General features: G+C 70.9%; 9 protein-coding genes. 3 read left to right on the forward strand and 6 right to left on the reverse strand.

Annotated features, from left to right (window positions below; all coding sequences use genetic code 11):
• Window positions 1-64: 64 nt before the first annotated feature.
• The 3 genes from C3488_RS08565 to C3488_RS08575 are packed head-to-tail and all read right to left on the reverse strand — an operon-like array spanning window position 65 to window position 4,567.
• Window positions 65-2,011, reverse strand: coding sequence for a substrate-binding domain-containing protein (locus C3488_RS08565; protein ID WP_103838722.1), 1,947 nt, complete (start codon window positions 2,009-2,011; stop codon window positions 65-67).
• Window positions 2,001-3,530, reverse strand: coding sequence for a sugar ABC transporter ATP-binding protein (locus C3488_RS08570; protein WP_103838723.1), 1,530 nt, complete (start codon window positions 3,528-3,530; stop codon window positions 2,001-2,003). Before C3488_RS08570 ends, C3488_RS08565 begins: the two co-directional genes overlap by 11 nt.
• A complete protein-coding gene (locus C3488_RS08575) occupies window positions 3,527-4,567 on the reverse strand; it encodes a LacI family DNA-binding transcriptional regulator (protein ID WP_103838724.1) in 1,041 nt (346 codons plus the stop codon). Before C3488_RS08575 ends, C3488_RS08570 begins: the two co-directional genes overlap by 4 nt.
• A gap of 346 nt (window positions 4,568-4,913) precedes the next feature.
• Here C3488_RS08575 and C3488_RS08580 point away from each other — a divergent pair, with 346 nt between their 5' ends.
• Window positions 4,914-7,193: an ATP-dependent RecD-like DNA helicase gene (locus tag C3488_RS08580; RefSeq protein WP_103838725.1), complete on the forward strand. Its 2,280-nt coding sequence runs from the start codon at window positions 4,914-4,916 to the stop codon at window positions 7,191-7,193.
• 252 nt (window positions 7,194-7,445) lie between these two features.
• Window positions 7,446-8,735, forward strand: a complete 1,290-nt coding sequence (locus tag C3488_RS08590; RefSeq protein ID WP_103838727.1) for a citrate synthase — start codon at window positions 7,446-7,448, stop codon at window positions 8,733-8,735.
• A 736-nt stretch (window positions 8,736-9,471) separates the two neighbouring features.
• Here the strand turns inward: C3488_RS08590 and C3488_RS08595 are convergent.
• Together C3488_RS08595 and C3488_RS08600 are read right to left on the reverse strand one after the other, a co-directional pair.
• Entirely contained in the window at window positions 9,472-11,736 is a 2,265-nt protein-coding gene (locus tag C3488_RS08595) for a cation-translocating P-type ATPase (protein ID WP_103838728.1), read from the reverse strand.
• Between the two features lie 86 nt (window positions 11,737-11,822).
• Window positions 11,823-12,062, reverse strand: a complete 240-nt coding sequence (locus C3488_RS08600; RefSeq protein ID WP_103838729.1) for a heavy-metal-associated domain-containing protein — start codon at window positions 12,060-12,062, stop codon at window positions 11,823-11,825.
• A gap of 242 nt (window positions 12,063-12,304) precedes the next feature.
• Between C3488_RS08600 and C3488_RS08605 the strand changes: the two genes are divergently transcribed.
• Window positions 12,305-13,348, forward strand: coding sequence for a zinc-dependent alcohol dehydrogenase family protein (locus tag C3488_RS08605; RefSeq protein WP_103838730.1), 1,044 nt, complete (start codon window positions 12,305-12,307; stop codon window positions 13,346-13,348).
• 79 nt (window positions 13,349-13,427) lie between these two features.
• On the opposite strand, the gene C3488_RS08610 is transcribed toward C3488_RS08605, so the two are convergent.
• Window positions 13,428-13,628, reverse strand: coding sequence for an AlpA family transcriptional regulator (locus C3488_RS08610; RefSeq protein WP_103838731.1), 201 nt, complete (start codon window positions 13,626-13,628; stop codon window positions 13,428-13,430).
• Window positions 13,629-13,905: the final 277 nt, after the last annotated feature.

Raw genomic sequence — 13,905 nt, forward strand, 5'->3', positions numbered from 1 at the left:
GGCGCCACGGCCGCGGACCGCGCGTGCTGCGCGGCCCGCCGCCGTGGCGACCGGACGGGGCGGGTCAGCCGGTGAACCCGGCCACGTTCTCCTTCGTGACCACCTTCACCGGCACCATGACCGTCTCCTCGACCTTCTTGCCCTCAGCGGCCCGCAGCGCGTTGTCGATCGCGATCCGGCCCAGCTGCGAGGGCTGCTGCGCCACCGACGCGTACAGCGTGCCCGCCCTGACCGCGGCGAGTCCGTCCGGCTCACCGTCGAAGCCGACCACCTGGACGGACGTCCCGGCCTTCGACCCCAGCGCCTTGATCGCGCCGAGGGCCATCTCGTCGTTCTCGGCGAAGACGCCCTGGATGTCCGGGTGGGCCTGGAGCAGGTTCGTCATCACGTCGAGGCCCTTGGTGCGGTCGAAGTCGGCGGGCTGCTTGGCGACGACCTGGATGCCCGGGTAGGCCTTCAGGCCCTCCGCGAAGCCCGCGCCGCGCTCACGGCTCGCGGACGTGCCGGCCAGACCCTGCAGGATCACGATCTTGCCCTTGCCGCCGAGCTTCTCGGCCAGCGCCTTGGCGCCCAGCTTGCCGCCCTCGACGTTGTCGGAGGCGACCAGCGCGGCCGTCCGCGCCTTGTTGACGCCGCGGTCGACGCCCACGACGGGGACGCCCGCCTTGTTCGCGGCCCGCACGGCCGGGCCCGCGGCGTCCGAGTCCACCGGGTTGACGACGATCGCGCCGAGGCCCGAGCTGGTGAAGTTCTGCAGTTGGTTGGCCTGCTGCGAGGCGTCGTTCTGCGCGTCCGTGACGGTCAGGTCGACGCCCAGCTTCTTCGCCTCCGCCTGCGCGCCCTGCTTGATCTGCACGAAGAAGGGGTTGTTGAGGGTGGACAGCGACAGGCCGACCTTCGGCGTGGTGGAGGACGAGCCTCCGTGCAGGAAGGACATCCCGCCCACCACGGCCACCGCGACCACGGCCGCGAGCGCGTACGTCAGCGTCTGCCTGCCCCGGCCGCCCGGAGAGGTGCCGGCGGCCACGGGGGTTGCCCCGGCCTTGCGGCGCACGGTGTCGAGGAGCACCGCCAGGGCGATCACCACACCGATGACGACCTGCTGCCAGAAGGCGGACACCGACAGGAGGTTGAGGCCGTTGCGCAGCACCGCCAGGATCAGCGCGCCGATCAGCGTGCCCGACGCCTTGCCGGTGCCGCCCGCGAGGGAGGCGCCGCCGATGACGACCGCGGCGATCGCGTCCAGCTCGTAGCCGTTGGCGGCCTGCGGCTGCGCGGAGGAAAGGCGCGCGGCGAGCACGATGCCCGCGGCCGCGGCGAACAGACCCGACAGCGCGTAGATCGCGATCTTCTGCTTCTTCACCCGCAGACCCGACAGACGGGCCGCCTCCTCGTTGCCGCCGATCGCGTACATGGAGCGGCCGATGTACGTACGGCCGAGGACGAACGCGGTGATCAGGCCCATGACGACCATGACGAGGACCGGCACCGGCAGCCAGCCGCCCAGCGTGTCACCGAGGTGCGACACCGAGTTCGGGAACGCGATCGGGGAGCCCTGCGAGATGACCAGCGACAGACCGCGGCCCACCGACAGCATGGCGAGGGTCGCGATGAACGGCGGGAGCTTCCCGTACGAGATCAGGATGCCGTTGACGAGTCCGGCGGCGAGGCCGGTCGCGATCGCGAGGATCACCGCTATCGCGACGGGGACGCCCGCCGACGTGGCGCTCCAGGCCAGGACGGTGGCCGACAGCGCGGCGACCGACCCCACCGACAGGTCGATGCCCGCCGAGACGATCACGAAGGTGACGCCGAAGGCGAGGATGGCCGTGACGGCCGCCTGGACGCCGATGTTGAGGAGGTTGTCGGTCGTCAGGAAGTCACCGGACAGCGCGGACATCGCGATGACCAGGACGATCAGCGCGGTGAGCGCGCCGTTGTCGAGCAGGAGTCTGCGGACCCCCCCGGCGCCACCGGCGCCCGCCCGGCTCTTGAGCGTGTCAGTGGCCACGGGTGGCCTCCATTTCGTTCACAGACGTGGTGGGTGTGCTGACGGCGAGCGCCATGACGGAGTCCTGCGTCGCCTCGTCGGCGGAGAGTTCGCCCGCGATGCGGCCCTGGGCCATCACCAGCACCCGGTCGCTCATGCCGAGCACCTCGGGCAGATCGCTGGAGATCATCAGGACGGCGGCGCCCGCGGCCGTGAGTTCGTTGATCAGTTGGTAGATCTCGACCTTGGCGCCGACGTCGATGCCGCGCGTCGGCTCGTCGAGGATGAGCACCTTGGTGTTCGCCAGGAGCCACTTGCCGATGACGACCTTCTGCTGGTTGCCACCGGAGAGCGTGCGCACGTGCTGGCCGAGACCGGCCATCCGCACGCGGAGTCGGTCGGCGACCTCGGACGCGGCGGCGTGCTGCCCCTTGCGGTCGACGAGCCCGCCGCGGGTCGCGGCCCGCATGGTCACGAGCCCGAGGTTCTCCTCGATGGACGCGTCCAGGACGAGCCCCTGGCCCTTGCGGTCCTCGGGCACGAGCCCGATCCCGGCCTCCATCGCGGCGTTCACGTCGTACCGGCGCACCTGAGAGCCGGCCACGCGCACGACTCCCCGGTCATAGGGATCGGCGCCGAACACGGCCCGTACGACCTCCGTACGGCCGGCACCCACCAGCCCCGCGATGCCGACGACCTCGCCGGCCCGCACCTCGAACGACACGTCGTGGAAGACCCCGTCCCGGGTGAGCCCCTCGACGGTGAGCAACGCCGCTCCGGTATCGGGCCGTTCGCGCGGGTACTGCTGCTCGATGGACCGTCCCACCATGAGGCGCACGAGTTCGTCCTCGGGCGTGGAGGCGGGCACCTGGCCGACGCTCCTGCCGTCGCGGATCACGGTCACCCGGTCCCCGAGAGCGGCGATCTCCTCCAGATGGTGGGTGATGAAGACGATGCCGACGCCGTCCTCGCGCAGTGTGCGCACGATGGCGAACAGCTTCTCGACCTCTTCGGAGGTGAGCACGGCCGTCGGCTCGTCCATGATGAGCACGCGCGCGTTCAGGCTGAGCGCCTTCGCGATCTCGACCATCTGGAGCCGGGCGATGCCCAGTTCACGCACCCGCGCGCGGGGCGACACGTTCACGCCGACGCGTTCGAGGAGTTCGGCGGCGTCCGCCTCCATCTTCTTGCGGTCGATCATGCCGAAGCGGCGCGGCTGGCGGCCCAGGAAGATGTTCTCGGCGACGGTCAGGTCGGGGACGAGGTTGAACTCCTGGTAGATGGTGGCGATCCCGAGGCGCTCGGAGTCCTGCGCACCGTGGATGCGCACCTCCTTGCCGCCGACCAGGATCCGCCCGGCATCGGGGCGGTAGGCGCCGGAGAGCATCTTGATGAGGGTGCTCTTGCCCGCGCCGTTCTCACCGAGCAGCACGTGCACCTCGCCGCGGCGCAGATCGAAGTCGACGCCGTCGAGCGCGACCACGCCGGGGAAGGTCTTGCGTATGCCTTCGATGCGCAGCAACTCGTCAGGGTTGCTCACGACTGGCTCCTTTGTACGGGGAACTGCACAGCGGGGGCCTGTGCAGGCGGCTCGCCGCACGAGCGGCGTACGACGAGACGGGCGGGGAGGGTGAGGGACTCGGGGTGCCGCCCCTCGATGCGGTCGACCAGCGCGCGCACGGCGGCGCGTCCCTGCCGGCCCGTGGGCTGGGCGATCGCGGTGATCGGCGGATCGGTGTGCACGAACCAGGGGATGTCGTCGAACGCGGCGAGCGCGATGTCGTCCGGCACCCGAAGTCCGCGCGCCCGGACGGCGTCCAGCGCGCCGAGCGCCATCAGGTTGTCGGCGGCGAAGACGACCTCGGGCGGCTCGGGCAGGTCGAGGAACTCCTCGGTGGCGCGCCGCCCGCTCTCCGCCTGGAAGTCCCCCTGGCCGATGTAGGCGTCCGGGAGGGGAAGTCCGTACTCGGCCAGGGCCTCGCGGAAGGCCTCGACGCGCTCACGGCCGGTCGTGGTCGCCGCCGGACCCGCGATGATCGCGAGCCGCCGGTGGCCGAGCCCGTGCAGATGACGGACGAGGTCGTGGACGGCGGCGCGGCCGTCGGAGCGTACGACGGGTACGTCGACGCCCGCGATCCACCGGTCGACGAAGACCATGGGGGTGCCGGCCCGCGCGGCTTCCAGCATGAGCGGCGACCCGCCGTCCGTCGGGGAGACGAGCAGTCCGTCGATCCGCCGGTCCAGCAGGGTCCGCACATGGTGGTCCTGGAGGTCGGGCCGCTCGTCGGCGTTGCCGATGATCACGCTGTAGCCGAGGGCGCGGGCCTCCTCCTCGACGGAGCGGGCCAGATGGGTGAAGTAGGGGTTGAGTACGTCGCTGATGACCAGGCCGAGGGTGTGGGTCTGGTCGGTGCGCAGGGACCGGGCGACGGCGTTCGGGCGGTAGCCCAGCGCCTCGACGGCGGCCAGCACACGGGTGCGTGCCTCGGCGCTGACCGACGGGTGGTCGTTCAGGACGCGTGACACCGTGGCGACGGAGACCCCCGCCTCGGCGGCGACGTCCTTGATGCTCGCCATCGCCGGACCACCTCCTTGTGAGTCCGTGGAATCGTTTTCACGAATGACAAAGAGGATTGGAAACGATTACATTCCCCCCTTCAAGGGGTGGAGCGAGGGCGAGACCGGATTGTGACCTGTGTGACGGGGGTCACTTGGGGCGGGCGGGGTCGTGGGGCGACGCAGTCGGCGGTGGGCGGTCGGTGGGGCGGTCGTCAACCCCCGTCGGGGCGTCGGTCGTTGAGGGCGGCCGTCGTGTGACGTCGCGTCAGGGGCGCACGACCGGCCGGGAGCTGCGCCGCCGGGTGCCCATCGTGGTCCGGACCGCCCGCCCCCGTCTGTCACACCTCGGCGGTAGCGTCGGATCATGACCAAGGAGGCCAGTCGGGCAGGGCAGGCGGCCGACGCCGGAGAGCGGCGGCTCGCTGTGCTCGAAGGCGTGCTCGAGCGGATCACTTACGCCAACGAGGAGAACGGCTACACCGTCGCCCGCGTCGACACCGGCCGCGGCTCCGGTGACCTGCTCACCGTCGTCGGCGCGCTCCTCGGTGCCCAGGTGGGGGAGTCGCTGCGGATGGAGGGCCGCTGGGGGTCGCACCCCCAGTACGGCCGGCAGTTCACCGTGGAGAACTACACGACCGTCCTCCCGGCCACCGTCCAGGGCATCCGCCGCTACCTCGGCTCGGGCCTGGTCAAGGGCATCGGGCCCGTCTTCGCCGACCGGATCACCCAGCACTTCGGGCTGGACACCCTGAAGATCATCGAGGAGGAGCCGGAGCGGCTCATCGAGGTCCCCGGCCTCGGCCCGAAGCGGACCAAGAAGATCGCCGACGCCTGGGAGGAGCAGAAGGCGATCAAGGAGGTCATGCTCTTCCTGCAGACCGTAGAGGTGTCCACCTCCATCGCCGTCCGCATCTACAAGAAGTACGGCGACGCCTCCATCTCCGTCGTCAAGAACCAGCCGTACCGCCTCGCCGCCGACGTCTGGGGCATCGGCTTCCTCACCGCCGACCGCATCGCCCAGTCCGTCGGCATCCCGCACGACAGTCCGGAGCGCGTCAAGGCCGGCCTGCAGTACGCGCTGTCGCAGTCCGCCGACCAGGGCCACTGCTACCTCCCTCAGGAGCGGCTCATCGCCGACGCGGTCAAGCTCCTCCAGGTCGACACCGGGCTCGTCATCGAGTGCCTCGCCGAGCTGGCCGAGCCACCGGAGGACGGCGAGGACCCCGGTGTCGTGCGGGAGAAGGTGCCCGGGCCGGACGGAGGGGACCCCGTCACCGCCGTCTACCTGGTCCCCTTCCATCGCGCCGAACTCTCCCTCTCCGCCCAGCTGCTGCGCCTCCTGCGCACCGACGAGGACCGCATGCCCGGCTTCCGGGACGTGGCCTGGGACAAGGCCCTGGGCTGGCTCAAGGGGCGTACGGGCGCCGACCTGGCGCCCGAGCAGGAGCAGGCCGTACGGCTCGCGCTGACCGAGAAGGTCGCCGTGCTCACCGGCGGGCCCGGATGCGGCAAGTCGTTCACCGTACGGTCCATCGTCGAGCTGGCCCGGGCCAAGCGGGCCAAGGTCGTGCTCGCCGCGCCCACCGGACGCGCCGCCAAGCGCCTGTCCGAGCTGACCGGCGCCGAGGCCTCCACCGTCCACCGGCTGCTTGAGCTGAAGCCCGGCGGCGACGCGGCGTACGACAGGGACCGCCCGCTGGACGCCGACCTGGTCGTGGTGGACGAGGCCTCCATGCTCGACCTGCTGCTCGCCAACAAGCTGGTCAAGGCCGTGCCGCCCGGCGCCCACCTCCTCTTCGTCGGCGACGTCGACCAGCTGCCGAGCGTGGGCGCCGGCGAGGTCCTCAGGGACCTGCTCGCCGACGGCAGCCCGATCCCGGCCGTCCGGCTCACCCGCGTCTTCCGCCAGGCCCAGCAGTCCGGCGTCGTCACCAACGCGCACCGCATCAACGCCGGACAGCACCCCCTCACCGACGGCCTGAAGGACTTCTTCCTCTTCGTCGAGGACGACACCGAGGCGGCCGGCCGCCTCACCGTGGACGTGGCGGCACGGCGGATCCCGGCCCGCTTCGGCCTCGACCCGCGCCGCGACGTTCAGGTGCTCGCGCCCATGCACCGCGGACCCGCCGGCGCGGGCACCCTCAACGGCCTGCTCCAGCAGGCGATCACCCCGTCCCGCCCGGACCTGCCCGAGAAGCGGTTCGGCGGCCGCGTCTTCCGTGTCGGCGACAAGGTGACCCAGATTCGCAACAATTACGAGAAGGGGGAGAACGGTGTCTTCAACGGCACCGTCGGCGTGGTCACCGCGCTCGACCCGGTCGACCAGCGCCTGACGGTGCTGACGGACGAGGACGAGGAGGTGGCGTACGAGTTCGACGAGCTCGACGAGCTGGCCCACGCCTACGCGGTGACGATCCACCGGTCCCAGGGCAGCGAGTATCCGGCGGTGGTCATCCCGGTCACCACCGGAGCCTGGATGATGCTCCAGCGGAACCTGCTCTACACCGCCGTCACCCGGGCCAAGAAGCTGGTGGTGCTCGTCGGTTCACGCAAGGCGATCGGGCAGGCGGTACGCACGGTGTCGGCCGGCCGCCGCTGCACGGCACTGGACTTCAGACTGTCGCCGCGGCCCCTGGAGAGCTGAACCCTCCCGTCGACCCGGCGTGCCGCCCTGCCCACCTGGGCCATCGAAAAAATGATCGATCAAATGAGTCGCGAAGGTCACAGAGCACTTCCGGAACCGGTCGGACGGGGGCAGGATGAGCAGGTTGACGGCACTCAGTGCCGCCGATGAGCCCAACGGCCGACCCCGAGTGCACTCTCCTGCGCCAAATGGGGGATGGTAGAGACAGTCAGGGCACCTCGAAGATGAGGCACTACGTCGGTGAGGGAAGACGTGAGCGACAACTCTGTAGTACTGCGGTACGACGGCAACGAGTACACCTACCCGGTGGTCGACAGCACCGTCGGTGACAAGGGCTTCGACATCGGAAAGCTCCGCGCCCAGACCGGTCTGGTGACCCTGGACAGCGGCTACGGCAACACCGCCGCCTACAAATCCGCCATCACCTACCTCGACGGCGAGCAGGGCATCCTCCGGTACCGCGGCTACCCGATCGAGCAGCTGGCCGAGCGCTCCACCTTCCTGGAGGTCGCCTACCTGCTGATCAACGGCGAGCTGCCCACGGTCGACGAGCTCTCCGCCTTCAAGAACGACATCACGCAGCACACCCTGCTGCACGAGGACGTCAAGAACTTCTACAAGGGCTTCCCGCGCGACGCCCACCCGATGGCGATGCTGTCCTCGGTGGTCTCCGCGCTGTCCACCTTCTACCAGGACAGCCACAACCCGTTCGACGAGAAGCAGCGCAACCTCTCCACCATCCGGCTGCTCGCCAAGCTTCCGACCATCGCGGCGTACGCCTATAAGAAGTCGATCGGCCACCCGTTCGTCTACCCGCGCAACGACCTCGGCTACGTCGAGAACTTCCTGCGCATGACCTTCTCGGTCCCCGCGCAGGAGTTCGAGCTGGACCCGGTCGTCGTCTCCGCGCTCGACAAGCTGCTGATCCTGCACGCCGACCACGAGCAGAACTGTTCGACCTCCACGGTCCGCCTGGTGGGCTCCTCGCAGGCCAACATGTTCGCCTCGATCTCGGCCGGCATCAACGCGCTGTGGGGTCCGCTGCACGGCGGCGCCAACCAGTCCGTCCTGGAGATGCTCGAGGGCATCCGTGACTCCGGCAACGACGTCGACACCTTCATCCGCAAGGTGAAGAACAAGGAGGACGGCGTCCGCCTGATGGGCTTCGGCCACCGGGTCTACAAGAACTTCGACCCGCGCGCCAAGATCATCAAGGCCGCGGCGCACGACGTCCTCTCCGCCCTGGGCAAGGAGGACGAGCTCCTCGAGATCGCGCTCAAGCTGGAGGAGCACGCGCTGTCCGACGACTACTTCGTCGAGCGCAAGCTCTACCCGAACGTGGACTTCTACACCGGCCTGATCTACCGCGCCATGGGCTTCCCGACCGAGATGTTCACGGTCCTGTTCGCCCTCGGCCGCCTGCCGGGCTGGATCGCCCAGTGGCACGAGATGATCAAGGAGCCGGGCTCCCGCATCGGCCGCCCCCGCCAGATCTACACGGGTGTCGTCGAGCGCGACTTCGTCCCGGTCGAGGAGCGCTGACCCCCTTCTTCAGGGCTCGGTTCCTCCGGGGTGCTCAGTGCCGGTGTCGAGACCGCGATCGTGCTCAGCCCTTCGGGCCTCCGCACTCCCCCGAGCTCTCGGCTTCGCTCGAGCAGGGGGACCCCCGTCGCCCTCGAGACCGGCACGCCCCTTCGGCTCACTCGCCGCGTGGCGTGAGCGTCGGTGACAGAGCTTGACAAGCAGAAGGCGCCCCGGCGCGCCGGTCCCCCCACGGGCCGACGACCAGGGCGCCTTCCCATGTCCCGGTGCGGATTCCCCCCACGGGATCCGGCCGGGCGTCTGCGGGACAGCGCCTGAATCGCTGTGAGCAAAACGAGCAGAACTCGGCGTACCACTGCGGTGCGGTCTGCCGGGACGCGTACGGACGGGAGGGCCGCTCAAAGCTCCCCGGTGTACGTGCCCCGGCAACGCAGTTTCCCGGGGACGTCCCCCAAGACATCCCCAGATGTCAGTCACGCCCCCCAAGACGCTTCCGACATCGCCAACTTAGACCCACGAACCCTTCCGCTGGTTACGTTCACGTCACTGTGATCTGTGTCTCTTGCGCACCTCCTGAAAATGCGCAAGAGCCTCGACACGTTGATCGAGGCCCCAGCGTAAGGATGCTGCGCGGGCCTTGTGAAGAGCTTATGTGAGGCTCGCTTCCGACTCTAGAGGGACTCTTACCGCTCCGTCCCGGGAACCGCGCCACGAGGCCGGCTTCCCTGCGGCCCGCTCATGAGAACGCCCGCAGCCGCAGGCTGTTCGTGACCACGAACACCGACGAGAAGGCCATGGCCGCACCCGCGATCATGGGGTTGAGGAAGCCCGCCGCGGCCAGCGGCAGGGCGGCCACGTTGTACCCGAAGGCCCATGCCAGGTTCCCCTTGATCGTGGTGAGCGTGCGCCGTGACAACCGGATCGCGTCCGCGGCCACCCGCAGGTCCCCGCGCACCAGCGTCAGATCGCCCGCCTCGATCGCCGCGTCCGTCCCGGTGCCCATGGCCAGGCCCAGATCGGCGGTGGCGAGGGCGGCCGCGTCGTTGACGCCGTCGCCGACCATGGCGACGGTCCGCCCCTCGCCCTGGAGCCGCCGGACGACGCCGACCTTGTCCTCGGGCAGCACCTCGGCGATCACGTCCGCGCCGTCGATGCCGACGGCCCGCGCCACCGCCTCGGCCACCGCCCGGTTGTCCCCCGTCAGCAGCACCGGCCGCAGCCCGAGCGCGCGCAGGTCCCGTACGGCTTCGGCGCTGGTCTCCTTGATCGCGTCGGCCACGGTGACGACACCGAGTGCCGCATCGTCCCGGACGACCACGACGGCCGTACGCCCCTCCGACTCGGCCCCGGCCTTCGCGCGGGCCAGCGGCTCCGGGAGCTCGCCGGGGAAGCGGCCCACCGTGACCTCGTGTCCCTCGACACGGCCCCGCACGCCGAGTCCGGGCACGTTCTCGAAGTGCTCCGGCGCGGGAAGGTCACCGAGGCGCTCCTGAGCGCCTTCCGCGACCGCCCGGGCGATCGGGTGCTCGGAGGCGTGTTCCAGGGCCCCTGCGAGCCGCAGAACCTCCTTCTCGTCGCTGTCCTCGACGGCGTGCACCTCCTGGAGTTGCATCCGGCCGGTGGTCACCGTTCCGGTCTTGTCCAGGACCACGGTGTCCACCCGCCGTGTGGACTCCAGCACCTCGGGGCCCTTGATCAGGATGCCGAGCTGGGCGCCGCGGCCCGTGCCGACCATCAGGGCGGTCGGGGTGGCGAGGCCCAGCGCGCAGGGACAGGCGATGATCAGCACCGCGACCGCCGCCGTGAAGGCGGCGACGGTGTCCCCGGTGACGCCGAGCCACACCCCGAAGGTGCCGAGCGCGATCAGCAGCACCACGGGCACGAAGATCCCGGAGATGCGGTCGGCGAGGCGCTGCACCTCGGCCTTGCCGTTCTGCGCGTCCTCCACCAGCCGCGCCATCCGCGCGAGCTGGGTGTCCGCGCCGACCCGGGTCGCCTCGACCACCAGCCGGCCCCCGGCGTTCACGGTCGCGCCGGTGACGGAATCGCCGACCGCCACGTCGACCGGCACCGACTCGCCGGTGAGCATGGACACGTCTACCGCGGAGACGCCCTCCACCACGATCCCGTCGGTGGCGATCTTCTCGCCGGGCCGGACCACGAACCGGTCGCCGACGGCCAGCCGCGCCACCGGAACGCGTACCTCACGTCCCTCCCGCAGCACCGCGACGTCCTTCGCGCCCAGTTCGAGCAGCGCCCTCAGGGCCGCGCCCGCGCGCCGCTTGGAGCGGGCCTCCAGGTAGCGGCCGAGCAGGATGAACGAGACGACACCGGCGGCCACCTCGAGGTAGATGGTGGACGCGCCGTCCGTACGGGAGACGGTGAGCTCGAAGCCGTGGCGCATGCCGGGCATGCCCGCGTGTCCCCAGAACAGTGCCCACAGCGACCAGCCGAAGGCGGCGAGCGTGCCGACCGAGACGAGGGTGTCCATGGTGGCCGCGCCGTGCCGGGCATTGGTGAACGCCGCCCTGTGAAACGGCAGTCCCCCCCACACGACGACGGGTGAGGCGAGGGTGAGCGAGAGCCACTGCCAGTTGTCGAACTGCAGGGCGGGAACCATCGCGAGCAGCACGACGGGCAGCGCGAGCAGAGCGGAGACGGTCAGGCGCCGGCGCAGAGAGGCGAGCTCCGGGTCTTCCCCGAGCCCCGCGGGCTCCTCGGTCCCGGCGGGCCGTTCCGGCTGCGGCGGCGGGGGTTCCTCGGCGGTGTAGCCGGTCTTCACCACCGTCGCGATCAGATCGGCGACCTCGGTCCCCTCGGGGTAGGAGATCTTCGCCTTCTCCGTCGCGAAGTTGACCGTGGCGGTGACGCCGTCCATCCGGTTGAGCTTCTTCTCGACACGTGCCGCGCAGGAGGCACAGGTCATGCCGCCGATCGTGAGCTCGACCTCGGAACGCGCGGTCGTGTCGTTCATCGGGGCTGGTGCTGTGGTGCTGGTCATGTCCGGACTCCAGACAACGGACCGGGCTGTGCGGAGCCAGTATCAGCTGGTCGGCACGGCCCGGTGCGGTGGGCGATGCCGGTGGTTCAGGCCTTGCCGACGAGTTCGAAGCCCGCCTCGTCCACCGCGGCGCGCACGGCCTCCTCGTCGAGCGGGGCGGCGGAGACGACCGTGACCTCGCCGGTGGACGCCACGGCGGTGACCGAGGTGACGCCGTCGATGCCGGAGATCTCGCCGGAGACGGAGCCTTCACAGTGCCCGCAGCTCATCCCGCTCACCTTGTAGACGGTCGTCACGGAACCCGGGGTGTCGGTCTGCGCGGTCATGGCATTACTCCTCAGGGAGGCGTGTGGGGCTTACGAGAATCACACTATACCCCCTGGGGGTACCTGACGGGGAGGCGGGGCGCATCGGTGGGGCGCGTTCCGTTCGGCCGCCGGCAGCGGGGATCGCATGTCGGTGCGAAGGGCGGGACGAGGCCCGGGGACGGGACCCGGGTGGGGGACTAGCGTTCGGCAGGAGACGATCCGGCGGGCAGGGATCGCGGACAGGACGGAGGGTCGGTCGTATGCGTGCGGTGGTGTTCGAGCGGTACGGGGAGCGGGCCGAGGTGCGTGAGGTGGCGGACCCGGAGCCGTCCGAGCACGGGGCCGTGGTGCGGGTCGAGGCGACGGGGCTGTGCCGCAGCGACTGGCACGGCTGGATGGGGCACGACCCGGACGTCACGCTCCCGCACGTGCCCGGTCATGAACTCGCCGGTGTCGTCGAGGCGGTCGGCACCCGGGTGACGCGCTGGCGGCCCGGCGACCGGGTCACGGTGCCGTTCGTCTGCGCCTGCGGGAGCTGTCCGTCCTGTGCGGCGGGCGATCAGCAGGTGTGCGAGCGGCAGACCCAGCCGGGGTTCACCCACTGGGGGTCCTTCGCACAGTACGTGGCGCTGGAGCACGTGGACGTGAACCTGGTCGCGGTGCCGGAGGAGATGTCGTTCCGGACGGCGGCGGCGCTCGGGTGCCGGTTCGCCACGGCGTTCCGCGCGGTCGTCCAGCAGGGCCGGCCGGCCGCGGGGGAGTGGGTCGCCGTGCACGGCTGCGGAGGTGTCGGACTGTCGGCGGTGATGATCGCGGCGGCCGTGGGGGCGCGGGTCGTGGCCGTCGACGTGTCGCCCCAGGCCCTCGAGCTGGCACGGAAGCTCGGCGCGGCGGAGTGCGTGGACGCGACGGGCACCGGCGACACGGCAGCGGCGGTCCGCACCCTGACCGGCGGCGGCGCCCACGTCTCCCTCGACGCGCTCGGCTCCCCGGCGACGTGCGCCGCGTCGGTGAACGGACTGCGCCGCCGCGGACGTCACGTCCAGGTCGGTCTGCTGCCCTCCGGCGACGGCACCACCCCCGTCCCCATGTCCCGGGTGATCGCCCTGGAACTGGAGATCCTCGGCAGCCACGGGATGGCGGCACACTCGTATCCGCCGATGCTGGAACTGGTCCGGTCCGGCGCCGTGCGCCCCGACCTCCTGGTCACGTCCGCCATCCCGCTGGCCGCGTCCCCGGAGGCGCTGGCGGCCATGGGTACGGCACCGGGGCAGGGCGTGACGGTCGTCGAGCCGTGGCGCTGAGCCGGCCGGCCACCGGCGGCGACAGCCGAGTGGCCCGCCCCGGCCGGGACGGGCCACTCGGGGGCACCGGGGGAAGCGGTCAGGGCTCTCCGCGGCCGCGGTTGCCCGGGCGGGAGGCCACCCAGGCCCGGACCGTGTCGGCGTACCAGTAGGGCTTTCCGCCCTCCACGTGGTCCGGGGGTGGAAGCAGCCCGTGTTTGCGATAGGACCTGACGGTGTCCGGCTGCACGCTGATGTGGGCGGCGATCTCCTTGTAGGACCAGAGGCGACGGTCGGTCATCTTCAAGCACCTCCTCGCGCACGCCACGGCGGCGACCGGGGGGAGGTCGTCGGGGGAGCCGGGCCCGCGCTGGCGATCACAAAGCCTGTGCCGGGTCAACGATCCGCGGCGCGCCTGGGAAAGGCCCTGTGAACCGGCTGTGACACAAGGGCCGCACAGCCGGGACATGCGTGACCGGAGCGAGTTCTTTGTGACGCGGGTGGCGCATTGGGGCCGCAGTGCTTCGCTGATGAAACGGCCCAGGGGCAGCGCCCGGAGTGGACGCCGCCCCTGGGCG

It is taken from the genome of Streptomyces sp. Ru72 (genome assembly GCF_002920635.1).
Taxonomy (GTDB): Bacteria; Actinomycetota; Actinomycetes; order Streptomycetales; family Streptomycetaceae; genus Streptomyces.